We start from the raw sequence: 25103 nt of genomic DNA on the forward strand, positions 1-25103 counted from the left end.
CATGCCGCGGCGCCCGCGCGAGGCCATCACGACGAGTTCGCAGCCCTGTTCCCTGGGCGCGCCATGATTGCGGCACCGGGAGCGCTTTCGCCTGCGGTGCAGACGAACTGTGCTGGCGGCCTGAACGACGGCACTCGCCGGACGCGCTACGCCGCGAGGCCCGAAGACTGGCCGGGGGCCGGGTGGAAAAACCGCGGTCTTGCCTGTACCGTGAACTCCCCCGTCAGAACCCCCGGTCCATGCAGCACGTCGTCGATGCCCGCGGCCTGGATGACTTGGTCGACGGTCTGTACCTGCAACTGCGCGCCCTGGCGCGCAGCGAGCGCCGGCGCGGCGGCGCTCCCGACACCTTGCACACGACGGCCCTGGTCAACGAGCTGTACCTGAAACTGGCCGACGCCGAGCGCCTGCGCTTCGGCGAGGCGCGGCAATTCTTTTCCTACGCCGCCAAGGCCATGCGCCATATCCTGCTCGACCGCGCGAAATTGCAGATGCGCCTCAAGCGCGAGGACAGGCGCCTGCGGGTAGCCCTCACCGATCCGGATGTGGAGGCGCTCACCGTCGATCCGGCGCAGGCGCTGGAGCTGGATGCGGCGCTCGACGGCCTGCTGCTGCACGACCCGCGCGCGGCCGACGTGGTGGAGCTGCATTATTTCGCCGGCCTGGGCCTGGACCAGGTGGCCGCGCTGCTGGGCGTGGCGCCGCGTACAGTGGCGCGCGACTGGCGTTTCGCTTCCGCCTTCCTCAAAGCCCGGCTGACGTGAGTGCGGCGCCGCCCGATCTGCGCGCGTGTTTCGATCACCTGATCGACCTGACGCCGCCGCAGCGCGAGGCCTGGTTCGCGGCGCACGCGCTCGATGCGGAACTGCAGCAGGAACTGCTGGCCCTGCTGGCCGCCGATCTGCAGGACGCGCCGCTGCTGGCCACCTCCGCGGCCGCGCTGGCACAGCAGTACACGCCGCCGTACGACGACGGCGCCGGCCTGGTCGGCAGCAGCATAGGACCGTACCGGCTCGGCGCCGTGCTGGGACAGGGCGGCAGCGCCGTGGTGTTCCGCGCCCAGCGCGCCAGCGGCGCCGGCATGCAGACGGTGGCGCTGAAGCTGCTGCGCACAGGCCTGTTCTCCGCCGACGGACAGCGGCGTTTCCGGCGCGAACAGGGCGTGCTGGCGCAGTTGTCGCATCCGCATATCGCCGGACTCATCGAAGGCGGCATCAGCGAGGCCGGCATTCCCTACATCGCGATGGAATTCGTCGATGGCCTGCCCGTCACTGCCTATGCCGATGCGCACGCCCTGGACCTGCGCGCGCGCCTGGAACTGCTGGTCACGGTCTGCCGCGCCATCGACAGCGCGCACCGCAACCTGGTGGTGCATCGCGACCTGAAACCCTCCAACGTGCTGGTCAACACCGCAGGCGAGATCAAGGTGCTGGATTTCGGCATCGCCCGCCTGCTCGACGACGACGATCAGCAGGCCACCCAGACCTGCGCAATTGCGCTGACGCCCGGCTATGCGGCACCGGAGCAATACCTGCCGGGGCCGGTGAGCACGGCAACCGATATTTACGCGCTGGGCATCCTGCTGGGGGAACTGCTCACCGGACAGATGCCGCCGCGCAGCCCTGCCCGCGCCGATCTGTCGCGCGCCTGCGCCGATGCGGCGGCGCTGCCTGCCGGCATGCCCGCCGCGCCCGTCCTGGCACGCCTGCTGCGCGGCGACCTGGATGCGATCTACAACACGGCGACGGCGCAGGATCCGGGCCGCCGCTATCACTCGGCGGCGCTGCTGGCGGACGATCTCGAACGCTATCTGCACAACCAGCCGGTGGCCGCGCGCACGCCCTCGGTCTGGTATCGCCTGCGCAAGAGCATGCAGCGCAACCGCACGGCGTCGGCCGCCGCGCTGCTGGCCCTGGCGGCCATCGTGATCGGCGTCTCGCTGGCGCTGTGGCAGGCCCATGTCGCCCGCGAACAGGCGCAGCGCGCCACGGCGGTGCGCGATTTCCTGATCGAACTGTTCGATGCCTCCAAGGCCGGGCAATTGCCGGACCAGCGCCTGACCCTGGATCAGCTGGTACAGCGCGCCGGCACGCGCCTGCAGACGCAGACCGATCTTTCCGTCCCCACGCGCGTGGAATTGCTGCGCACGCTGGGCGAAGTCCGCATGGCGGGCAGCGACTATGCCCAGGCCGGCCAGTTCTACGACCAGGCGCTGGAACTGGCGCAAACCTTCTACGCACCGACCGACACGGCCGTGACGCGGATCCGCCTGCTCCAGGCCAGCCTGCTGATCCATCAGTCGCGCTACGCCGATGCCAGCAGCATCTACGCCGCGCTGCTGCCGCAGATGCGCGCCGATATCAGCGCCGCCGGCGTGGACGGACTGCAGAATTACGCCAGCGCGCTGATGTACTCGGCGCGCACCGAGCAGGCGCTGGCCATCTCCGCCGAAGCGGCACGGCAGGCCGCGGCCGTGTATGGCAAAGGCACCCTGGGTGCCATACGGGCGGACCTGGTGCGCGGCAATCTGCTGGTGGGCTCGGGCCGCCACGCCGATGCCGTGCAGTTGCTGGAATCCGCCTTGCAGGCCTGGCGCAGCAGCGGGCGCGCGCCGGACCAGGACTTTCTCCAGGGCCTTACCGACCTGTCGCGCGTGTACCACACGCTGGGCCAGATGGCGGCTGCCGAGTCCCTGCTGCGCGAAACCCTCGCCACCGCCGAACGGATCTACGATGCGCCGCATGACCGCATCGCGCTGGCCCTGCTCAATCTCGGCGACGCGCTGAGCCTGCAGGCGCGCCTGGACGAGGCCGAGCCCGTGCTGGTCCGCGCCCTGGCGATGATGCGGGCCGTCTACGGCGACGGCCATCTGCGCGTGGCCAATACCCTCGCCAGCCTGGGCAAGCTGGAACTGCGCCGGCGCGACCCGGCCGCGGCGGCCCGGCACATCCGCGCCGCGGCGCAGTGGTGCGAACATCCCGACCGGCACGCCACGCGCTCCTGCATCGAAACCTATGCCATCAAGACCGAACTCGCCCTGGCCACGGGCGAGCTGGACCAGGCCGACGCGAGCAGCGCCCGCGCGCTGGCGATGGCGCAGGAAATCTTTCCCCAGGGGCATCACTGGATGGCCCAGCTGTGGCAGTTGCGCGCAGAACTGAGCCTGCGCCGCAACGACCCCGCCGCAGCCCTGGCCCTGTGCGATCAGGCGCACGACCTGCTGGCACGCCTGGACAAGCAGCACGGCACCACCGCCGAGACCGTGCTGGCACGACGCGCCAGCGCACTGGCCGCGCTGGGCCGCCCCGCCGAGGCACTGGCCGATATCCACCAGGCGCTGGCCCTGTGGCAGCAACTCGCGCCTGCCGGAAATTTGCACCGGATCGAACTGCTGGACCAGCTGGCATCGCTACACACCCGCCTGGGCGATAGCCGCGCAGCCCGCGATGCCGCCCGCCGCGCGGTCGCGCTGGTACAGGATCGCAGCCGGATCGAGCCGGCCTTGCTGGCGCGGATCGAGGCGCTGGCCGGGCGCTGAGGGGCGGTAGTGGCACGGGTCCGCGCTGCGGCGGCCGCTGTCACCCGGGCTGCGCCTTTGCCTGGGCCTGCGGCTGGCCGGGTTTGCCGATGTGTTTCTTCGCAGCCGGCAATCGGTGCAGCTTCCTGCCGCGGCAGTCACGGCGGATTTCCTGTCGTGCGCAGTCAGCGGAACAGCGAACGGGACCACGATGCGCAAGGCACCGAAGCGCCGTTGTCGATCCCCCCTGCATTGCTCACTGGCCTTGCGCACCCCGTCCGCCACGGTCTGTCCGATGGCTTCCGCACAGCTGCCGGGCGGATGCATGGATCAGGCTTCCTTCAGCGCCGCAATCCCCGCCAGATCCTCCACGATCTGCGGATGCGCGTCGTCGCCGAACACTTTGCGGTCGATGGCGAGCGCGCGCTGCCAAGCCTGCCGTGCGGCAGCGGTGCGGCCCAGGGCGGCCAGCGCGCGGGCGCGGGTGCGTTCGAGTTCGGCCAGGGCGGGACTTTCCGCGCCCAGGCTGCTGGTCAATGCCGGTTCTATCCTGGCCAGGCGCTGCAGCGCCGGATCGGCCTGGCCGCTGGCGACTTCCAGGTTGGCATAGTTCAGTTCGTAGTTCAGCGTGCGGGTGTTGTCCGCGCCCCAGGCCTGCGTCGCGCGGTCCAGCGCCTGGCGGTAATAGGGCCGGCTCTCGTCGAGTTTGCCGCCCAGGCGCAGGGCGCTGCCGAGCAGCGCGGCGAAGTTGATCGCGGCGAAGCTGAGATTGCCGAAACGCTGTTCGGCCTTGGGCAGCAAGCCGCGCAGCAGGGCCTCGGCTTCAGCGAAGCGCTGCTGGCGCAGGTACAGGATGGCCAGACTGGTCTGCACGGCGATGGTCTGCGAGTTCAGTTCGCCATTCACGCGCAGGCGCCGCTGCAGCAAGGATTTCAGGGTTTCCTCGGCGGCGGCGAACTGGCCCAGTTCGGTGCGCGCGATCGCCAGCGTCTGCAGGTTGGCCAGCGTGGTTTCGTGGTCGCTGCCCAGCAGCCGCTCCAGCCGCGGCTGCAGCGCGCTGCTGGCTTCCAGCGCATGCGGGAAATCGCCGTTGTCGGTCCACTGGAAGATCAGCGCATGGGCGCTTTCCAGCGTATCGGGATCATCGGCGCCGAAAACCTGTTCGCGTTCGCGCAGGATGGCTTCGTACTGCTGCAGCGCCAGCGGCGTCTGGCCCTGGGCGGCCAGGGCGTGGGCGATCTTCTGGCGCACGGCCAGGCGCTCGCGCAACTGCCCGGGCGGCATCAGGTCCAGCGCTCGTTGCAGATACTGCTGTGCCAGCGCGTATTCGCTGATCTGGTGGTAGGTCTTGCCGATCACCGCGCTGATCTGTGCCAGCACCCGCGGTTCGTCGGCCAGTTCCTTCTGCGCATTGCGCGCCGCGTCGTCCAGCAGCAGGCGCACCAGGCGCGTATCCAGGTTGCGCGCCTGATCGGGGTCGGCCGCGCTGAGCAGGTTGCCGAGGAATTCGGCGGTGCGCTCGGCGCGCGCGCCGGCGGCCTGGGCCTGCTGGCGCTGCAGGCGTGCGTCGCGCAGGCTGAGCAAGGTACCGAACAGGCCGCCCAGCAGGGCCAGCACCGCGACGGCCGCGAGGCTCAGCACCAGCGCGTTGCGGCGCAGATAGCAGGCCAGGCGATAGCCGCGCTGCGCGCCCATCGCCGCGACAGGCTCGCGATCGAGGAAACGGCGCAGGTCATCGGCGAAGGCGCTGACGCTGATGTAGCGCTGGGCCGGGTCGGCGGCCGTCGCGCGTTTCACGATTGCGCGCAGCGCGCGCGGCACCGCGGCATTGGCGGGATCGTCGACGGCAGCCGCGTCCCAGCGGTCCGTGGCCGGGCACGGCGCCGCGGCGGTCCTGCCCAGTTGCAGCAGATGCCACAGCACCCGCCCCAGTCCATACACGTCGGTCGCAGTCGATACCTCGCTGCCCGCACGCTGCTCGGGGCTGGCATAGCCCGGCGTGAACGCGCGCGAGCTGCGCTCGTCGACGGCAGCTGCAGACAGGCCGCGGTCGTCGATCAGGCTGGCGATGCCGAAATCGAGCAGGACGGGACGCCCCTGCGCATCGACCAGGATATTTCCCGGCTTCAGGTCGCAATGAACGATGAGGCGCTGGTGGGCGAAGCTGACGCCGTCGGCGACCGCGATCAGCAGCCGCAGCAACTCCGGCAGCGCCAGGCCACGCTGGCGCAGATAGTCGTCGATGGGCACGCCTTCGACGTAGTCCATGACCAGGTAAGGCTGGCCCGACGGCGTGGCGCCGCCGTCGAGCAAGCGGGCGATGTTGGGATGCGACAGCCGGGCCAGGATCTGGCGTTCCTGCGCCAGGCGCTCCAGCGCCTCGCTGCTGGGAATGCCGCGCAGCAGCTTGACCGCGGCGATCTGCTCGAAATGACCGTCGTTGCGCTGGGCGCGGTAGACCGTGCCCATGCCGCCCTGGCCGATCTGCGCCAGCAGGGTCCAGTTGCCCAGGCGGTCGCCGACCTGCACTTCCCCGCCCGCCGCCGCCAGCGATTTCAGCGCCGGCTCCACGATCTGCCAGGGGTTCATCTCGGTTCGGTCGAGCAGGGCCTGCACTTTGGCGACGACGGCCGCATCGCCGCTGAGTTCGCGCAGGCGCGCGCTGCGCAGGGGTTCGTCCAGATCGCAGACGGCGTCGAACAGCGCTCGGACCTGCGCAAAGTGCTCACGTTGCATGAAGACCCCCTGGGATGCGCGCAACGATAGCGTCATTTCCCGGGGCTTGTCTGCGACCCGGTATTCCACCAGCGCACGGTGTCCGGCATGACAGTCCGGCCGTCTGTTTTACGCAGGCATTCCGGCGCCGGAGGCGGCCGCATCCGCATCATTTCGCCGGCCACAAGTTGAACTTTACACCGATGCCCCATGCCGGACCGCGCCGCGGATCTTCCGGCCGGGGCCCTGCTGTGCGCGCCCGCGCAGCGGCCCGGGAAATCCGGCGGTGTCGCGTCCCGCGCCGGGGAAGCCGGCAGCACCACTGAGCGGGAAGTCAGCGTCCGGCCAGCCCGGTGGCAATGGCGTGATCGATAGCGCCGGGAACGGCGGCGGCGGTGCGGGTGCGGGTCCGCCGACGCCACGCATTGCGCCGGCCGGCGCCGCGCCGCTCAATTCGCCGGCTTCACCTTCGCCGTCGTGTTATAGCCCTCCACGCGCAACCACCAGTTGCCGAAGGTGCCGGGCTTGATCGTCACCGCAGGGTTGGCCAGGGCGCGCGGGACGGTCAGCGTGCTGTTGTCGTCGATGCGCCATTGCTGGCCGTTCTCCAGGGTCAGGGTCGTGCCCTGACGCCAGCCCTTGAACTCGCCGGCGATGCGGCTGGACACGACGTTCTTGTCCGCGCGGCGCTCGCGCTCGGCGTCCGCGCCGGTGACGGCCGCGGCCGATTTCCTGTCGGACCGGTGCTCGAGCGCGCGCAGTTCGTCAGCGTGCTCGATGATGAATTGCTCCAGCACGGCGATCTCGGCGGGCGTGGCGCGTTCGAGTCCCGCCTCGCGGAATTTCGCGCCCATGACCTGTTCGAGACGGGACTTCGCGCCGTCGCCGGCGGCGCTGCCGGCAAAGACGAGCAGGCCCAGCGCGAGGCCGGCGGCGGAACGGATCGGGGCGCGACGCATGGGTTTGTCCTTCGTGGGCCGCAGTGGCGCGGCCCGCGATTCTCACGTGTCGCGGCGGGCGCGCCAAGTCCCGGCACGGCCGCCGCGGGAAACGATGCGAACGCTGCCGCAACGGCCGATGCCGGGCCGCTCCGGCCCCCGGTCCGCCGCGGCCATTGCACTGCCACGGCTCCCGCGCGCTACCATCGGCCATTTCCGCGCGCGGCCCTTCTTGAACAGCTATTTCCGCAACCGCCTGCCCCGGCCCGGATGCCCCGCTGCCGGCCTGCATCGTCTGCCCAGCCGGCGCGCCGCCGCCGGCCGAAACCGCACGGCGCCGGAAAGCCCGCAGACGGCGCGGCTCCCAGGCGGGCTGCACCATTGCTGCGCCCGCCCGGGTACGCCATCGTGAACGCCCGCACCGCGCAACCGGCGCTGCCGCCGCGCGCCAGCGTCCTGGATTTGGCAGCAACAGCGCTGGCCGGCCTGCTGTTCCTCATGGCCAGCGTACGCTTCGGCGGCTCGGTCGCCGGCGACGAACTCGATCCTTCGTGGACCATGGTGCTGCGCTGGGCGAGCATGCACGGGCTGCATTGGGGCAGCGAGATCGTGTTCACCTACGGTCCGCTGGGCTATCTCTATCCGCTGAATGCCTGCGATCCGGGCACCTACGGCGCCTTCGTCGCGGCGCAGATCGCGCTGGCCGCGGCGGCCGCCTTCCTGTTCGCGAACGCCTGGTTCGCGCAGCGCTGGCCCGAACGGCTGATGCTGGCGGCGGCGGTACTGATCGGCGCGCCGCTGCTGGCGGCCGACCCGGTGTGGCTGTCCATGCCGGTGTTCGCGCTGGCCGGCCTGCACGCCCATGCGGCCGCCGGGCGGCGGCGCGCACTGTGGCTGCTGCTCGTGGTCGCGGCGCTGTATGCGGCAACCATCCTGCTGATCAAGATGAGCAGCCTGCTGCTCATCGTGGCCTGGTGGCTCGCGGGCACGGCCGTGCTGCTGGCCACCGGCCTGTGGCGCCAGGCGCTGGCCTGGCTGCTGCTGGTGCCGGCCTGCGCCCTCGCCTTGTGGACCCTCAGCGGCCAGCGCCTGTACGACCTGCTGCCCTTCATCGTCAACGTGCTGGAAATGTCCCGCGGCTATACCGCGGCCATGGGCATTCCGCCGCCGCTGCGCTACGACATCTACGGCCTCGGCGTGCTGGCCGGCTGCGGCGGCGCCGGGCTGTGGGCGGCCTGGCGCGCGCGCCGCGATCCCGCCCGGCTAACTTGCATCGCGCTCTGCGGCCTTACCATTTTCGTCGCCTGGCGCGCCGGCTTCACCCGTGCCGATACCCATGTCGCGATCTTCGCGCTGACGGCCTGGCTGGTGCTGCCGCTGCTGCCGGGAATGACGCCCGCGCCGCCACCGCGGCTGCGCGCGCTGAGCCTGTTCCTGGCCCTGGCCGTGGTGCCCGTCGCCGACCGCTGTTTCAATCCCGGCACGGGGTACCAGTACGGCGATCTGGCGAGGGCGAGCGTGGACGTGCTGAAGAATAATGCCGGCCTGCTGCTGCGCCCCCTCACCTATCGGCCGGCGCTCATCGCGGCGCTGGAACGCGAGCGCCTGCGCCTGGATCTGCCGCAGACCCGCGCCGCCGTCGGGCGCCGCAGCGTCGATCTGCTGGGCACGCAGCAGGGCGTGGTCATCTTCAACGGCCTGGCCTACCGGCCTTCGCCCGTGTTCCAGGGCTACGGCGCCTATACGCCGCGCCTGCAGCAATTGAATGCCGCGGCGCTTAGCGGCCCGCAGCGCACGGATTTCGTGCTGCTGGCGTATTCGCCCATCGACGGCAACCTGCCCAGCAGCGAAAACGCGCTCGCGTTCACCACGCTGTACCAGAATTACCATCCAGTACTGGTGGAAAAATCCTATCTGCTGCTGGAAAAGGGCGCGGCGTCCGCGCCGCCGCCGCTGGCGGCGGAAACCGGCTGGCGGCAGACGCCCTGGGGCGAATGGACCGACCTGCCGGCGGCACCGGAAAGCGTGACCGCGCTGGCTTTGCGCAGCGAACTCTCGCTGGCCGGCAAGGCCATGGCACTCCTGTTGCGCGAGCCACTGCAATTCATAGAACTGGAACTTGCCGACGGTACGACCCGGCGCTTCCGGCTGGGCCGCGGCGCGGCGCCGGGCGGTTTCCTAGTGTCGCCGCTGGTGCAGTCGCTGGACGACTATGTGCGCCTGTTCGCCGGTGCTGATCTGCCGGCCGTACGGCGTTTCCGCCTGCTGCCGCAGAGCGATGCGCTGCGCCCCCTGTTTGCCGGCGACGTGCAGTGGAACGCGGCGCAGTTGCCGCGCCGACCGCGCGGCCCGCTGCCGCCGGCGCTGCGGGATGCCTTCTTTCCCGGTTTCTCGCAGCAACCGGAAAATGTGAGTGGCGAGGTGCGCACGCTGGAAGAAGGCGGGCGGCGTGTGCTGTTCATGCACAGTCCCGCGCAGCTGGGTTTCAGGACCGGCGCCGGCAGCTACGTCGTTTCCGGCGAAGTCGGCATCGTGCTCAATGCGTTCACCGATGCCGGGTGCCGCGGCGGCGACGGTGTCGAGGTCCAGGCCGGCGGCGGCACGGACGCCGTGGCGGGATACCGCTACAACCCGTTCGCCGATGCGGCGCTGCGCCCGGCGCGCCGCTTCCGGCTCGGCCCCGTGACCGCCGATGCAGACGGCATGGTATGGCTGAAGATGGCGCCCGGCGCGGCGAACAACGGCGATTGCGACTGGGCCTATGTGCGCGATGTCAGCCTCCGCGCGGCCGGAGACCTCGATCCCCTGGCGGGCGATCGTCCGCCTGAGCGCACGAAAGCGCAGTAGCCGAGCCGGCGCGGCCTCGCACGGCCGCGCCGCAGAATCAGCCCGGCCGCCGCGAGCGGATATCCGTCAGCCGCGCGCTTATCGCCGCCAGGCAGGCCGCGGCCGAAAGGCGCCGGCTCACGCTGGTCCTGGCGTTTTCTCCAATCTGGCGCGCATAGACCGGGTCGTCGGCCAGCCGCCGCAGATAGGCCGCCGCCTGTTCTATGTCCGGCTCGGCCCAGTGCTGGTCCTGCCAGGCCGGATACTCGCCCTCGCGCACCGGGATCAAGCTGTAATCGACCAGACAGCTGTTGTCCGCATCCATGAAGGCCAGGTTGCCGGAATAGGCCGTGGCGACTACCGGCTTGCCCAGCAGCATGCATTCGGCCATGCCCAGGCCAAGGCCTTCGGAACGGTGCAGCGAGACATAGCAGTCGCAGCTGGCTTGCAGCGCCCACATGCCGCGGCGGTCGAGGAAACCGTCGCGCACTTCGATGCGGTCGTCGGCCGCGGCCGTGTCGATGAGCTGCTGCAAGGCCTGCGGGAAGCGCGCGCCATTGGTCGTCTTGATCAGCAGGCGCACGTCACGGCGGCCATCGGCGAAGGCGCGGCGGAAGGCGGCGATCACGCCTTCGGCATTCTTGCGCACCACGAAGGAGTTGAAGTCGAAGCTGAAGAGGCACAGGAATACGCCTTCGGCCAGGCCGAATTCGCTGCGCGCGCAATCCCCGGGCAGGTTCACCTCCAGCGCGACCGGCACGATATGCACGGGCTTGCCGGTGCAGGCGGCGATCGCATCGCGCACGAACGGCGAACTCACCCAGATTTCGTCGACGATATCGATGGCGCCATGCCATTGCCCGGGGAATTTCTCCAGTTCCCAGAACCAGCAGCCGATGTTGTAGCGCCCGGCGAACACCGCATCGCCCAGCTGTTCGCGTGCCACCGGCATCTGGTCGGCATTGATGCAGAACAGGTTCACGTCGTAGCGGCATTCCTCGGACAGGAATCGCTGCATGCTGCGGTCGCCCTGGCGGCTGGCGACGCCGGTGGCGAAGTTGCGCACCACGAAGGGCACGCCGCCGCCCTGCAGCGCATGCGCATAACGCCGCAGCACCTCGGCGACGCCGAATTCGCCATGGGCATAGCCCACCAGATTGATGCCGCCCGTGCTTCGTGCAATGGCAGTCGTCGCGGCGGCCAGGGCCGGCCTGCCGGCCATGCGTTCCAGCCGGCGGCGCACGCGGTTGCGCGCGTCTTGCGGGATCAGCGCGTAGAAACGCAGCACCGGACGGAAGCGGCAGCTCCAGTTGATCAGGTCCAGGCACGCGGACGCTGCGCGGCCTGCCGGCCCCTGTGCCGAACGCCAGCGCTCCTGCACGGCGTCCTGCGCGTGGTCCGCCGCGTAGGTCGCCAGGCTGTCGCGCGCCGCTTGGAGATGCCGCGCGGGTATGCCCATCTCGGCCTGGGCGGCGCGCGCAAACCAGCGGATGAAGCCGCGCCGGCCCGCGGCCTGGCCCAGGTCGAAGGCCTGCTGCAGGTCGGCGCGCAGCTTCCACACGGCGTACATCAGGCGCGTCACCGGTGCATCGGCGCGCGCGGGCAGTTCTTCGCAGGGAAGGTCGTACAGGCGCCGGTCCATCGCGAACGGATCGCGCTGCGGCTGCGCCCTGCCCTTGTCGAAATAGCGCCGGTACACCGCGCGCACCGGCGCGCAGATCGGCTCGCCGTCGGCAAAGCGGCCGTAGGCATAGGGTTTTCCGCAGTGTTCGGCGTGGCCGTTTGCGGCCAGGCGGCGCAGATACTCCGCGTACAGGGGCTTGAGTTTTCCTATCGTCGCCCGCGTATGGCGGTTCTGGTGCTTGGAGAACTGCGCCGGATGCTGCAGATCCACGCCGCTGAAGTGGACAAAGGCCAGGCGCTGCTGTCCCGCATACCAATGCGGCCCGCGCCGCGATACCGGGCGCTGCGACAGATTCCAGTACGCCAGGTTGTAGCCTTTGTCGCGCAGCACCTGCACCGCGGGAAACAGGCCAGGCACCAGGTCGATCCACTTCTGGTCGGTGAACAGGCCTGCAGCAATATCGCTGAAGGCGCCGAATTCCAGGCGCTCCGCCCACCAGGCGATCAGGCGATCGGCCTGTTCATGCGCGCCTATCGCGACGAAGCCGCAGTTGTAGGTGCCGCTGAGCAGAATATCGCGCTCGCCCGGCTGCAGGCCGTCGTCCACCGGGTCGACGAGGTGCGGCGTCAGCACCGCCAGCGCACCGCCGGCGAAAGCGGCTTCGACTTCGGCCAGCGGCGCGACCACCAGAATATCGGGATCGAGATAGACGATACCCGCATCCGGATGCAGGCGGCGCAGATGGGCGAACGCATACGGCTTGATCGCCGTATTGAACTCCATGATGGTGTAGCGGAACGCGAACGCGGCAAAATCCGGCAGCGCCAGCGCTTCGGCGGCGATGGTGGTGAACGGCGCGGCATCCAGCGCGGCGTCGCCTTCGTCGCGGTCGGCGAGGATCAGATAGCGCGGCGCCGCGGGATAGTGCTCCGCCACCGACTGCATCAAGGTGATGGCATAGGCCAGGTAGTTGCGCGAGGCGATGGTGAAGAATACGGGCAGGCCGCCGCGCTCCCGCAGCTGCGCAAGCGCTTGTGCCGCCGCTTCGTCGCGCGCCTGTTCCAGCGCCTGGGCATACTTGAGCGCTTCGTCGCGGCTCTCTTTCAGCAGGCGCGCGTATTCGACCGCACGGTCGCGGTCGCGCGCCAGCGATACGGCATAGGCGGAGGCGTTGCCGTGCTCGCGCTGCAGCAGCGCCACGGTATCGTCCTGGCGCCGCGCCTCGGCCGCCGCCTCGGCCAGCTGCGCGTCGCGCAGGTGGATTTCGGCGGCGAGGCGGGCCTGCAGCGCCGCGTGCTCGCGCTCGCGTTGCGCTGCGTTTTCGGCGGCGCGGTCGCGATCCTGTTCCAGCGACTGGGCGTAGGCGCGGGATGTGTCGCGCTCCCGCTCCAGCGCCTGGGCATAGCCCACGGATTTGTCGCGCTCCTGCTCCAGCGCCTGGGCATAGCCTACGGATATGTCGCGCTCGCGCTCCAGCGACCTGGCGTAATCGAGCGCGGCGCTGCGTTCCTGCTCCCGTGTGGCGAGGGTCTGCTGCAGCATTGCGGCATGCGCGCCTGCTTCGGCAATCCGTGCATCGCGCAGGCCGATCTCGACGGCGAACTGGCGATGCATGTCGGCGCGTTCGCTGTCGTGCTGCTGCGCAGCGGCATCGGCGCGGCGGCGCAGATCGTCGAATACGCGCTCCCGCGCGACGATGCTGGGACCGAGCAGCGCCTCGGCCGCGGCCAGCGACTGCGCGGCGCTGTCGAAGACCGCGAATTCCGACTGCGGCGCCTGCACCGCGCGGAGCAGGCCGGCGTGGACGTCGTGCCAGATTCCGGCGGCGTCATGAGCGGTTTCTTCTGTTGCGCGACTGCCGGCACCGCGGTCGAGGAAATCGTCGATCGCCGCCTCGGCCCGCGGCCAGTCCGGCCAGTCGATAGCAAGCTGCTGCCCCAGGCGCGCGAATTCCGCGCGCCAGTCGGCGAGCAGGGCATCGAACGCGACGAAGCTGCGCAGCTCGCCGCGGGTGAATTTTTCCGCCGCCAGCACGTAGCGCAGCCATACCGCCATGCCCTGCGCCGGCGGCAGCGCGTCGCCGCTGGCCAGCCGGCGCTCGCGCGCCTCCAGCGAAGCCGCGACGGCCGCAGGATGGCGGAACGGCAGCACGAAGCGCGGCACGATGTGCGCCTGGCGCAGCGCCTGCGACCACAGCGGAAGGAACAGCGCGATGCGCGGATCCTTCAGCACGAACAGGTTCGACGCCGGGTATTCGCCGGCGACCAGATCGCGGATATGCGCCGTCCATTGCTGCGCTTCCGCGCTGTCGAACCAGGCGGCCGGGAAGTTGACCGGCGAATACAGGTCCGAACCCAGTGCCGCGAGCAGGCGGTTGTGCAGTGCCTGCACCGCGCGCGATTCCCAGTGGCCGCGCTCGTTGCCGATGTCGGCGGGAATCAGCTCGCGCGCCAGCTGCGCGCCGAGCAGGTTGATGATGCGCGTCGTCGCCGACGTGCCGCTGCGATGCATGCCGGCGACAATGATCGCCGTGCGCTGCGCTCCCGTTGTCGGCGGCGGCTGGCTCATGCCTGCAGCAACGCACGGAAATAGGCGATGGTTTCCTTCAGCCCGTCGTCCAGCCCGATCCTGGGCCGCCAGTCCAGGGCCTGCGCGGCCAGCGCGATATCCGGCCGGCGCAGCCTGGGATCATCCGGCGGCAGCGGCTGCTGCACGATGCGCGAGGTGCTGCCGCTGAGCCGCCGCACGCGCTCGGCGAGTTCGCGCATGCTCAGTTCGGCGGGATTGCCCAGATTGACCGGGCCGGTGAATCCGGCCGGTGCGTCCATCGCGGCCAGCAGGCCTTCGACCAGGTCGTCGACATAGCAGAATGCGCGCGTCTGGCTGCCGTCGCCGTGCAGCGTGATGTCCTCGCCGCGCAGCGCCTGGACGATGAAATTGCTGACGACGCGGCCATCGTCGACGCCCATGCGCGGACCGTAGGTGTTGAAGATCCGCACCACCTTGATTTCCAGCGCATGCTGCCGGTGGTAGTCGAAGAACAGCGTCTCGGCGCAGCGCTTGCCTTCGGTATAGCAGCTGCGCAGGCTGATCGGATTGACCCGGCCCCAGTAGCTTTCGGGCTGCGGATGGACTTCCGGATCGCCGTAGACCTCGCTGGTCGAGGCCTGCAAGATGCGCGCGCGCCGGCGCTGGGCCAGGGCGAGCATGTTCATCGCGCCCTGCACGCAGGTCAGCGTGGTGCGCACGGGATCGCGCTGGTAATGCGCCGGCGACGCGGGACAGGCAAGATTGAAGATGCGCTCGACGTCCACGTCCAGCGGCACGGTGACGTCGTGCTGCAGCAGCGTGAAACGCGGGTGCCCCAGCAGCGCCGCGATATTGCCGCGCGTGCCAGTGTGGAAATTGTCCACGCAAAGGACGTCGTCGCCGCGCCGTATCAGGGCATCGCACACATGGGATCCGAGAAAACCGGCGCCGCCCGTCACCAGCGTTCTCTGCCCGCCAGCCCGCATCTAGAGTCTGTTCCTGGTTCTTGCCGAAGCGGCCAACATAGCAAGGCCACGGAACCCTGTCGATCCGCTAAGCTTGCGCGCCATGCGATCCCACCTTCCATGAACGCCGCCGTGCTTCAGCCGCGCCGCCCGCGCCTGCGCGCCCTGCTCGCGCCGCTGCTGCTGGCCCTGGCCTGCTTCCTGGTCTACAACGCCAACCTGCGCCAGATCGGCGCCGGCGACAGCATGCCCGCGCGCTACCTGCCGCTGCTGCTCTGGCACCAGGGCACCCTCGTCCCCGAAACCCAGGCACGTCTGTTCGCACACGGCCATCCCCTGGCGCTGCCGCGCTACCGGCCGGCGAACGACGACGGCAAGGCGGTCTATTTCGAGCCCACGGCCTATTGGCTGATCCGCACGCGCGAGCACGAGCTGGCGTCGTTCTATCCGGTGGTGACGCCGCTGCTGGTGGCGCCGCTGTACCTGCCCGCGGCGCTGTGGCTCGATGAGCACGGCTGGGAGCAGCCGCAGCTCGACCGCGTGGCGGAATGGATGGAAAAGCTGGCGGCATCGCTCCTGGCCACGCTCGCCAGCGTGCTCGTATTCCTGCTGCTGCGGCGCGAGGGCAACCGCTGGTGCCTGCCGCTGGCCCTCGCCTTTGCCTTCGGCACCAACACCTGGATGATTTCCAGCCAGGCGCTGTGGCAGCACGGCACGGGCGAGCTGCTGGTCGCCCTGGCCCTGCTGCTGGTGCGCGCCCCGGCCGGCGGCGCGCGCACCGTATTGCTCGGCGCCGTCTGCGTGCTGATGGCGGCCAACCGTCCACCGGACGCCCTGCTGGCCGCGGCCTTCGGCGGCTTCGCGCTGTGGCGCGACTGGCGCAGTCTGGCCTGGCTGGCCGCCGGCGCCGCGCTGCCGCTGGCGGCGCTGCTGTACTACAACCTGGGCTTCATGGGCGAACTCGCCGGCGGCTACGGCGTGGTGAAGCCGCCGGTGAATTTCTTCCAGAGCGACTGGTCGGGGCTGGCCGGATTGCTGGTCAGCCCGGGGCGCGGCCTGCTGGTGTTTTCGCCCTTCCTCGCCTTCGTCGTCGTGGGACTGATCCAGCGCCTGCGCACGAACGAAACGCGCGCACTGGCTGTGCTGCTGACTCTGGCCGTGGTCGGCCAGCTGCTGCTCTACGCCCAGGGCGACTGGCGCGCCGGCACAGCCTGGGGCCCGCGCTGGCTGACCGACATCCTGCCGGTGCTGGTATGGATGCTCGCCCCCGCGCCGCTGGTGCTGCGTCCTGTCGCGCGCGGCGTCCTCGCCGTGGCAATCGCGTTCTCGACGGGCGTGCAGGCGGTCGGCGCGTTCTGGTACACCCGGACCAGCGACGAACTCATCTACGCCGGCGACCCCGCTTCCATGGCCGGCGCCTGGAATCCGCACAACATTCCCTACCTCGTCGAACTGCGCCATCCGCCGGCGCCGGGCGAGTTGCTGTGCGATGCGCGCGGCACGCTGGACAAGGTCGGCCAGACGCGCCTGCCCACGGCCGATGGCCAGCTGCCCGAACTGCATCCCGGCGCAGTGCTTGAAGGCTGGGCGCTGGCCTGCCAGCGTTCGCCGGCGCAGCTGTTGCTGCTGGTCGACGGCGCCGTCGTAGGCACGACCACGCAGTTCCTGCTGCGCCCGGACGTGGACGCCGTGATGGGCACGCGCGCACCGGCAGGCTGGCAGATCAGCGCCAACCTCTGGGGCGTGGCGCCGGGCGAACAGGTGCTGCAACTGGCCGTGCGGGTGGAGCCGCGCAGCGATTTCCGCATCGTGCGCGAGCAGCGCGTAGTCGTGCGGCCGCAGCCGCCGCCGGCGGCGGCACAGGCGCAGCCGCTCCCGGCGCAAACGCTGGATACGCTGGCCGCCCGCGCCGCGGCACTGCTGCGCGAACACCAGACCGGTTACGGCGCCTGGCTCACCGCGCATACCAAGGGCCTGCGCTACGAAGCAGCGCAGCCGGAACTGAACACCTTCCTCACCGCGACGCTGGTCGACCTGCTCGCGCCGCTGGCGCCGCAGCAGGATCTGACGGTGCCGCTGCAGCGCGCCCGCGCCCACCTCGCCGCGCAGATCGAAGGCAACGGCCTGGTGCGCTACCACGGCCTGCCGGACGGCCCGGCCATAGGCACGCTGGGCTGCGCCATCACGCCGGATGCGGACGACACCGCCCTGGCCTGGCGCATCGCCGGCCCCGCTGCGGCCGATCCGCGGCTGCGGCCCATGCTCGACCTGCTCGCCGGCTATCGCGATGGGCGCGGGCTCTACCGCACCTGGCTGGCGCCGCGCAGACAGTATCGCTGCCTGGATCCCGGCAGTGATCCGAACCCGACCGATATCGCGATACAGCTGCACGTCTATCTCATGCTGCGCGAACGCGATCCGCCGGCGGCGCAGGCGCTGTGCGTCAGCCTGCAGCGTTCGTTCCGCGACGAAGATATCTGGGTCTACTACGCCAAGTCGGCGCTGCTGCCGTATCTGCGCGTGGCCGAACTGCAGCAGCGCGGCTGCGCGCTGCCGCTGCCGGCGGAGCGGCTGGCGCTTCCCGTCGCCGGACAGGCGATCTGGAGCGAGGCAGTCCACGCCCTGGTCGAAATCACCGCCGCGCCCGGGAACGCGGAGGCGAAACAGGCCGCGCAGCGCGTGCTGGCGCAACTGGGCGCCGACGATTTCGCCCTGCTGCGGAGCGCGCCGCCGCTGCTGTATCACAACGATCTCAGCGCGACGGTACGGCGCTACTACTGGTCCGAGGACGTGGGCTATGCGCTGTGGCTGCGGCTGCATCAGGCGGCCGGCGGCGAAGCCGAAGCAACGCCGCACGCTGCGCCATGAGCATGCAGAAGCTTGGCCACTGCGGGCGCATCGCCCGGCACTTCGCATCCACCCGGGCGCTGGAAGTACTGGCGCTGCAGGCTTCGCCGGTCATCGGCATCTTCCTCGGCGGCTATGTCTTCGGCCGCGACAGCGCGGCCGCGCCCGGCCTGCTGGTGCTGGGCAGCTGTGCGCTGACGGCGCATATCTTCATCTTCAACGACTGGGCCGGCCATGCCAGCGACCTGCGCGACCCGCTGCGCGCGCCGCAGGTCTTCAGTCGCCAGGGCATCAGCCGGCGCGAGGTCGCGGCCGTCGCGGCCGCCCTGCTCGCGCTGGCCCTGATCGCCTTCGCCGCTGTCGGTTCCACCGCGCTGCTTTTCGGCGCGGCAATCGCCGTGCTCGGCCTGCTCTACTCGGGCTCGCCGGTGCTGGGCAAGAGCACGCCCGTCGCGGCCTCGCTGAATCACCTGGCCGGCGGCACGCTGCATTTCCTGCTCGGCTATACGTTGTTCCATACGCTGGACGCCAGCGGCATCTGGACAGGCCTGTTCTTCGGCCTGGTATTCGCCGCCGGCCATCTCAACCAGGAAGTGCGCGACTACGACGGCGACCGCGCCAACGGCATACGCACCAACGCCGTGGCATTCGGCCGCCGCCGCACCTTCGTCGCCAGCCTGCTCACGTTCACGGCGGCCTATGCATTGCTCACGGGGCTTGCCGCCTGCGCTGTCCTGCCGCGGCTGTTGCTGTGGAGCCCGGCCGCCTGGCTGCTGCACCTGGCCTGGTCCCTGCGCGCGCTGCGGCGCGGGCTGGATTTCGAGACGGCGCGGTGGATGCAGCGGCGCTATCGCTGGCTGTTCGCGCTGATCGGCCTGGTGATGCTGGCCGGATGAACACCGCCGCCGCGCACGAAGCCGGAGCAACGATGCGGCCGAAACTGTCCGTGGTGATCCCCTGCTACAACGAGGAACGCACCATCCGCGCCCTCGTCGACGCGGTGCGCAGCGCGCCGTACGCGCCCAAGGAAATCATCATCGTCGACGACTGCTCGCAGGATGGCACGCGGCAGATCCTGCAAACGCAGATCGCGCCGCTGGTGCAGCAGATCCACTACCACGCGATCAACCAGGGCAAGGGCGCGGCGCTGCGCACCGGCATCCAGGCCGCGACCGGCGACATCGTCATCGTCCAGGATGCCGACCTGGAATACGACCCGAACGACTACCCGCGGCTGCTGGAACCGCTGCTGGCCGGCCGCGCCGACGTCGTATTCGGCTCGCGCTTCAAGGCGGCGCGGCCGCCGCGCATGCTGCGGCGGCAATGGCTGGGCAACAAGGTGCTGACCTGGTGCTCCAATCGCTTCACCGGCCTGCGGCTGACGGATATGGAAACCTGCTACAAGGTATTCCGGCGCGAGATCATCCAGGCCATACGCATCGAAGAAGACCGCTTCGGTTTCGAGCCGGAGGTCACCGCCAAGGTCGCGGCAAGCGGATGCCGCATCCATGAAGTCGGCATCTCGTATCACGGCCGCAGCTATGCGGAAGGCAAGAAGATCGGCTGGAAGGACGCTCTGCGCGCGCTGTGGTGTATTGCGAAATACAGTCCGCCGCTCAGCGAGCGCTTGCGCGGGCGCTGGAGCGCCAGGCGATAACCGCAGCGCTCGCGGGACAGCGGCAGACAGGCCATTCACGGCCGTAGCACGCTCTGCCGCGCGCATTCGCCTGCGCCATTGCACCAGCCTGCTGGCGCGCCTCCTTCACTCGCGCCACTGCACCACGCCCAGTGCGGGCGGCATCAGCGCCTGCACTTCGCTGTTCTGTTCCGCCGCTGCCCAGGCGGTGGTGCCGATTTGCGCCGCATCGGCGTAGCCGCCCAGCAGGCGGTAGCGGTCGAAGGTGTAGGCCACGCCTTCGCTGGCCATTTCGTCCGGTCCGTCGGTCAACGCGAAATGCAATTGCGGATCCGACGCGCTGCCGCTGAAACCCACCTCGGCAATCACGTCGCCGGCCTTCACGCGCGTGCCCGCGGCCACCTTGGCGCTGCCCGGACGCAGATGGCCGTAGTGCGCATGGCGTCCGTCGTCCAGCGCCAGCGACAGGCTGTTGCCCTCGCGCAGCGTGAGCGTGTCCGACCGGCGCGCGCGCTCCGGCACATCGTCGCGCACGCGGCTGACTACGCCATCGGCCACCGCGAGCACCGCCTGGCCATGGCTGTAGGCGCGCGCCGCCAGTTCCTCGCCGGGAGGTGCCTTGCGCCCGGCCGCATCCAGCTTCACCCAGTCGACCGCGTAGCGTCCCGGCGTGCGCAGGCGTCCGTCCACGGCGTAGCCCACGCGGCGGTGGCCGCGCTCCCAGCGCGCATCGTAGACGGCCGCCCAGGGACCGCCGCGCAGCGGCGGCGAAAGCACCGGCGTCCGGCCGGCGACGACGGCCGTGCTGCCGCCTTCGACAGGCTTCGCCTCGCCGGCCGCATCCACGGCGCGGTAGTGGACGCGATGACGCAGCGCCGCAGGCGGTGCGCCGGCCAGCACCAGCTCGACGAAGACCACGCCGCGGCGGCCGGAGGCAATCGCCTTGTAGGTATCGCCCTTCCACTGCACGCCGGACCGGTCCAGGCGCTGCTCCAGCGCGGCGCCCTGATACGACGCGAGCACGCGCCCGTCTGCCGCATCCAGCACCTCCACCTGCACCGGCTGCAGATCGCGCCGGGCGAAGTTGTCCAGATGCAGCTCATAGATCAGCTCGGCGCCGCCGCCGACCGCGCGCACCATCGGCGCGGCCGGCACGCGCAGATCGAAAGATTCCTCCGGCGCAGCCTGCGCAAGCGGCGCGGCCCAGAGGAAAACCAGGGACAGGAGGGTGCTGCGAACCGACATCGACAGGCTCCGAATGAAGGGATTCGTGCAGGAATCCGGACAGTTTCCGGCATCAACCGCAACGTGATTTTCGTGCGGGCAAAAACAGGTATAGCATGCGCCGGCTCGCTGCCGGCAGGCCAGCAACGCTGTTTGAAAAAGCGCAATCTCGCCTGGCAGGAGAATCGACGGAGCAGTCATGCGTGATCCGGCGCGACAGTTCCTGTTTGCATACCCAAGAACAACCGTCGGATTTCCGGAAAAAATCGCTGCCGTCGCAACACTGATCGTCGTCGCGCAGGCAGTGGCCGCTTTTGCGGCCGTGGCGGTTCTGTCCAGCGGATTCGCCTGGGTCTTCGTCATCGCAGGGCTGATCTCCTTTTTTGGCAGCCTGTGCCTGGCGATCTGGCGAAAGTCCCTGCGCTGGACGCTGGCGTTCGCCGCTTCGCTGCTCTGTTGGCTGGCAGCGTTCGCCGTGGCTCACGGCATGGCGATTTCACGGATGCATTGAGGCGGTATTGTCGTTGCGCCTTTGGCTGAGATACGGCCGGCGCGCCTCTCGCGATGGGCACAACGCCGCGCAGAAGCCGGCCTCTACCCTTTCTGCGCCTTGGTGGCGAAGACCACGTAGCCCGCCGCCGTCAGCAGCAGGAACCATCCCAGCGCCAGCCCGTGCATGCCGGAACTCACCACGGCCCGGCGCGCTTCCGGATTGTCCCGGAGGAAATCCAGCATGGTGTAGGCATACGGCACCAGGTTGGCGTGCTCCCAGGACAGGGCCGACAGCGCGGCCACCCAGGCCAGAAAGCCCATGCCGATCGGAGCCACGAAGTGGTTGAAGCGCAGGCTCAGCAGGTATTGCGCCGCGACGATGGGCAGGCAGTCGAGGTAGTACAGCGCCGTATCGGCGAAGAACTGGCGCAGCGGCGGCGCCGGCGGCACTGCCACGCCGCCGGGCAGCAGCGCCGGCAGCACGGCCGACAGCCATACGCCGAACACGAACAGCAGCAGGAACTGCGCCAGCATCAGCAGGATCACCGCGAACTTGGCGAAGAAAATCGTCGCCGTGTGCAGCGGCAGCGCATGCACTTGTTTCCAGGCGTTGTTCCGCGTTTCGATCTGCACGACCAGGCTGGTGGCCAGGATGGCCGCCATCGGCATGAAGAAGATCGCCATGGACTCCCAGGCGTTGCGCCAGTGCAGGGTCCAGAACTGCGGATCCGCATAGAGCTGCGGCAATCCCGCACGGCGCACCAGCCGCACCAGGACGATGATGGCCGGCGTAAAGAAGGCGCCGGCGATCACCAGCCAGGCCCCCAGGCTGCGGCGGCGCTTGAGCCACTCGCAACGCAATGCAGCGAGGAATACGCGGTTCATGCGGCGCGGCTCCCGATCAGGTTCATGAAGATGGATTCCAGGTCGCCGCCCTCGGCACCGATGGCATAGACCTCCACGCCCTGCTCGACCAGACGCCGGTTGAGCGCGGCGATATGCGGCGGCGGCATGGGCGGCAGCAACAACCCGTGTTCGCTGCCATGCGCGGCGATGCCGGCGTCGGCAAGCACGCGCAGGGCGTGGCTGTCGTCGGCGGTATGCAGGGCGACGCGCGCGGCGCCGTGGCGCTCGCGCCGCAGCGCCTCCAGCGTGCCCTGAAACAGCAGCCGCCCGCGGTGCACGATGCCGACATGGCTGGCCAGGCGCTCGACCTCGGCCAGCAGATGGCTGGAGACCAGGATGGTCGTGCCCTCCTCGCGGTTCAGCGCGGTCAGCAGCGCGCGGATCTCGATGATGCCGTTCGGATCCAGGCCGTTGGTGGGCTCGTCCAGGATCAGCAGCGCCGGCCGGTGCAGCAGGGCCGCGGCAATGCCCAGGCGCTGCTTCATGCCCAGCGAGAACGCCCCGGCGCGCTTGTCGCGCGCGCCTCCCAGCCCTACCCGCTCCAGCACCTCGGCGATGCGCGCCGCCGGCACGCGGTGGATGCGCTGCAGCAGGGCGAGGTTCTCCGCGGCGGTCAGGTGCTCGTACAGCGAGGGGCTTTCGATCAGCGAGCCGACCTGGCGCAGGATCTCGACCCGGTGCGTATCCAGATTGCGCCCGAAAATCGAGATCGAACCGCGTTGCTTGCGCATCAGCCCGAGCAGCAGCCGCAGCGTAGTGGTCTTGCCGGCGCCGTTGGGGCCGAGAAAGCCGTAGATGCTGGCCTGGGGCACGGCCAGGGCGATGTCGTGCAGCACGGCTTCGGCCGCCGAATAGCGGTGACACAGGTTGCTCGTTTCCAGGCACAGCATGGGGGCGATCCGTACTGGGGACGAAAGGGACACCAAAAATTGGTGTTAGACTTACATTATCACGGCAAAAATTTAAGTTAAAGATAAATTCCTGACAATTCCATGACAGACGTCCAGATCGCCCATATCCGTGCCCGCAGCGCCGCCCTGCTGCGCTTCGTCAGCCTGCTCGCTGCCGCGCTGTGGTTGACTTTCCTGCTGGAGCGTTTCGGCGCGGTCAGCCTGCGTCTGGTGGCGCAGGCCGGCGACGCCGCGGCCTGGCGCGCCTTCGCCGTGCAAGGCGTGCTGGCCATTCCCGAGCTGTTCTATCTGCTGGCCCTGGGCGGCGTGCGCCGCGCCCTGGCCGAGTTCGCCCGCGGCCAGCTCTATGTGCCCGCGGTCACGCGCATGCTCCACCGCATCGGCGTGCTGCTGGCGGCCGGCGCCTGCATCGGTGTATTCGTCGTGCCCGGACTGCAGCGCGCCCTCGGCGCTGCGCCCGGCTACTGGATTGCCTTCGACGTGTCGGCGCTGGTGCTGGGCGCGCTGGGGCTTTCGCTGACGGTCATCGCCCATGTCTTCGGCCGCGCCGCGGCGCTCGAAGCCGAACTCGACGAGATTTTCTGATGCCGATCCGGATCCGCCTCGACGAAGTACTCGCGGCCCGACAGCTCAAGGCGAAACAGATCGCCGCCCAGATCGGCGTCAGCGAGACCCACCTGTCCCTGTTCCGCTCCGGCAAGGTGCGCGGCGTGCGCTTCTCCACCCTGGCCAAGCTGTGCGCCGCACTGGACTGCCAGCCGGGCGATCTGATCGTCTACGAGTACAGCGAGGCGGATCTGGCCGAGGGCGGCGAGGAAGGCGAATAGTCCCCGGCTGCTGCCGTCGGGTCCGCGTCCGCTTCCGCAGCTCGTTGTCAATAAGCGCTCATTAGATACTTTAAGAAAAATTGCACATGCCACGCGCTGCACTCGGCCGGCCGCTGAGCCGCGTACGTGCAGCAGGCGGCATTACGCCGGTTTTCCCCGCCGCGCTGCCTGTGCTGCCCGCCGCCGGCGACCCATGCCGGCGGCATTGTGCGGCGGCGGTGCCATCGTCCACACGACGGACCACGCGGCTGCTTGATGCAGGTCAAGACCGCCGGACAGGACAGGCACTAGCGTGGGCACACCCCTCGGAGCCCCGCCATGAACGACGTGCTTGCCTATGCCAACGGCCATGACGACTGGGAGGCCGGCTTCGGCTTCGCCGCCCGCCTGGCCGCCCGGCTGGACGGCTGCCTCACAGGCCTGAACATCTTCCCCTCGCCCGCGGTGCCGGGCGGTTTCTACGGCGCCACGGAGACGTTCGCCGCGATCCTGGAAAGCGTGCGCAAGGCGGAGACCGCGGCTTATGCCGCCGGCGCCGGTTTCATCGCCTGGGCCGGCCGCCACGGCGTGCGCGCCGCTGCCTGGCAGGTGGCCGAGGGCAATGAGAGCAACGTATTGCAGCGCCTGGGCAACCGGCATGACCTGCTGGTGATGGCCCGCGACGCCCATGCGGCGGACGAGCATGTGCGGCTGGGCCAGATCCTGCTGCACAGCGGGCTGCCGCTGGTGCTGCTGCCGCCGGCCTGGACGCGGCCGCCCCGCTTCGATTGCATCGCCCTGGCGTGGAACGGCTCGGCGGAAGCCCTGCGCGCCATCCATGCCGCGCGGCCGCTGCTGCGGCGCGCACGCCGCATCGTGGTGCTGCGCGGCGAGTTGCGCGATGCGTACGCGGAGATCGGCTGGCTGCCGCCCTTCGATCTGGTGGACTACCTCGCCTGCCATGGCCTCGAAGCCGAGTTGCAGGGCATCGCCGAATCCGGCGATGCGGCCGGCCCGGCCCTGCTGGAGGCCGCGCACCTGCAGCGCGCCGACCTGCTCGTGATGGGCGGCTACGGACGCAGCCGTTTCAGCGAATGGATCCTGGGCGGCGCCACCCGTCATCTGCTCGGACATGCCAGCCTTCCGCTGTTCCTGCGCCATTGAACG

The 25103-nt window shown here is 69.7% G+C and carries 17 protein-coding genes; 10 read left to right on the plus strand and 7 right to left on the minus strand.

Going from position 1 to position 25103, the window contains the following annotated elements:
* Positions 1–239 precede the first annotated feature (239 nt).
* Entirely contained in the window at positions 240–764 is a 525-nt protein-coding gene (locus NM961_RS02270) for an ECF-type sigma factor (RefSeq protein WP_255910787.1), read from the plus strand.
* Positions 761–3538: a protein kinase domain-containing protein gene (locus tag NM961_RS02275; RefSeq protein ID WP_255910790.1), complete on the plus strand. Its 2778-nt coding sequence runs from the start codon at positions 761–763 to the stop codon at positions 3536–3538. Before NM961_RS02270 ends, NM961_RS02275 begins: the two co-directional genes overlap by 4 nt.
* Before the next feature lie 309 nt (positions 3539–3847).
* Here the strand turns inward: NM961_RS02275 and NM961_RS02280 are convergent, their stop codons facing one another.
* Both NM961_RS02280 and NM961_RS02285 read right to left on the minus strand, forming a co-directional pair.
* A complete protein-coding gene (locus NM961_RS02280; protein ID WP_255910793.1) occupies positions 3848–6253 on the minus strand; it encodes a serine/threonine-protein kinase in 2406 nt (801 codons plus the stop codon).
* 428 nt (positions 6254–6681) lie between these two features.
* The gene (locus tag NM961_RS02285; protein ID WP_255910796.1) at positions 6682–7191 is read right to left on the minus strand and encodes a hypothetical protein; all 510 of its coding nucleotides are present in this window, start codon (positions 7189–7191) and stop codon (positions 6682–6684) included.
* 387 nt (positions 7192–7578) lie between these two features.
* Between NM961_RS02285 and NM961_RS02290 the strand changes: the two genes are divergently transcribed.
* Positions 7579–10017 (plus strand): hypothetical protein, encoded by a 2439-nt coding sequence (locus tag NM961_RS02290; RefSeq protein WP_255910799.1) that lies wholly within the window; start codon positions 7579–7581, stop codon positions 10015–10017.
* Positions 10018–10054: 37 nt separating this feature from the next.
* On the opposite strand, the gene NM961_RS02295 is transcribed toward NM961_RS02290, so the two are convergent.
* Together NM961_RS02295 and NM961_RS02300 are read right to left on the minus strand one after the other, a co-directional pair.
* Positions 10055–14188, minus strand: a complete 4134-nt coding sequence (locus NM961_RS02295; RefSeq protein WP_255910802.1) for a glycosyltransferase — start codon at positions 14186–14188, stop codon at positions 10055–10057.
* On the minus strand, positions 14185–15135 hold the full coding sequence (locus tag NM961_RS02300) for a UDP-glucuronic acid decarboxylase family protein (protein ID WP_255910805.1): 951 nt from the start codon (positions 15133–15135) through the stop codon (positions 14185–14187). Before NM961_RS02300 ends, NM961_RS02295 begins: the two co-directional genes overlap by 4 nt.
* A gap of 111 nt (positions 15136–15246) precedes the next feature.
* Between NM961_RS02300 and NM961_RS02305 the strand changes: the two genes are divergently transcribed.
* The 3 genes from NM961_RS02305 to NM961_RS02315 are packed head-to-tail and all read left to right on the plus strand — an operon-like array spanning position 15247 to position 19618.
* Positions 15247–17982, plus strand: a complete 2736-nt coding sequence (locus tag NM961_RS02305; protein WP_255910808.1) for a hypothetical protein — start codon at positions 15247–15249, stop codon at positions 17980–17982.
* Positions 17979–18857, plus strand: coding sequence for a UbiA family prenyltransferase (locus NM961_RS02310; RefSeq protein ID WP_255910810.1), 879 nt, complete (start codon positions 17979–17981; stop codon positions 18855–18857). Before NM961_RS02305 ends, NM961_RS02310 begins: the two co-directional genes overlap by 4 nt.
* Positions 18858–18889: 32 nt before the next feature.
* Positions 18890–19618, plus strand: coding sequence for a glycosyltransferase family 2 protein (locus NM961_RS02315; protein WP_255910812.1), 729 nt, complete (start codon positions 18890–18892; stop codon positions 19616–19618).
* Between the two features lie 105 nt (positions 19619–19723).
* Here the strand turns inward: NM961_RS02315 and NM961_RS02320 are convergent, their stop codons facing one another.
* Entirely contained in the window at positions 19724–20842 is a 1119-nt protein-coding gene (locus NM961_RS02320; RefSeq protein ID WP_255910814.1) for a M23 family metallopeptidase, read from the minus strand.
* Between the two features lie 178 nt (positions 20843–21020).
* Between NM961_RS02320 and NM961_RS02325 the strand changes: the two genes are divergently transcribed.
* The gene (locus NM961_RS02325) at positions 21021–21332 is read left to right on the plus strand and encodes a hypothetical protein (protein ID WP_255910817.1); all 312 of its coding nucleotides are present in this window, start codon (positions 21021–21023) and stop codon (positions 21330–21332) included.
* 83 nt (positions 21333–21415) lie between these two features.
* Here NM961_RS02325 and NM961_RS02330 read toward each other — a convergent pair whose 3' ends face one another.
* Together NM961_RS02330 and NM961_RS02335 are read right to left on the minus strand one after the other, a co-directional pair.
* The gene (locus tag NM961_RS02330) at positions 21416–22198 is read right to left on the minus strand and encodes an ABC transporter permease (RefSeq protein WP_255910820.1); all 783 of its coding nucleotides are present in this window, start codon (positions 22196–22198) and stop codon (positions 21416–21418) included.
* Positions 22195–23109, minus strand: a complete 915-nt coding sequence (locus tag NM961_RS02335; RefSeq protein ID WP_255910823.1) for an ABC transporter ATP-binding protein — start codon at positions 23107–23109, stop codon at positions 22195–22197. Before NM961_RS02335 ends, NM961_RS02330 begins: the two co-directional genes overlap by 4 nt.
* A gap of 102 nt (positions 23110–23211) precedes the next feature.
* Between NM961_RS02335 and NM961_RS02340 the strand changes: the two genes are divergently transcribed.
* The 3 genes from NM961_RS02340 to NM961_RS02350 all read left to right on the plus strand — a co-directional run bounded on the left by NM961_RS02340 (position 23212) and on the right by NM961_RS02350 (position 25100).
* Positions 23212–23715: a DUF2975 domain-containing protein gene (locus NM961_RS02340; protein WP_255910826.1), complete on the plus strand. Its 504-nt coding sequence runs from the start codon at positions 23212–23214 to the stop codon at positions 23713–23715.
* Complete coding sequence (locus tag NM961_RS02345; protein ID WP_255910829.1) at positions 23715–23957, plus strand: helix-turn-helix domain-containing protein; 243 nt, start codon at positions 23715–23717, stop codon at positions 23955–23957. The genes NM961_RS02340 and NM961_RS02345 overlap by 1 nt, the downstream gene beginning before the upstream one ends.
* Positions 23958–24275: 318 nt before the next feature.
* Positions 24276–25100 (plus strand): universal stress protein, encoded by an 825-nt coding sequence (locus NM961_RS02350; RefSeq protein WP_255910832.1) that lies wholly within the window; start codon positions 24276–24278, stop codon positions 25098–25100.
* Positions 25101–25103 lie beyond the last annotated feature (3 nt).

The sequence above is a fragment of the Tahibacter harae genome, assembly GCF_024437735.1.
Lineage (GTDB): Bacteria > Pseudomonadota > Gammaproteobacteria > Xanthomonadales > Rhodanobacteraceae > Tahibacter > Tahibacter harae.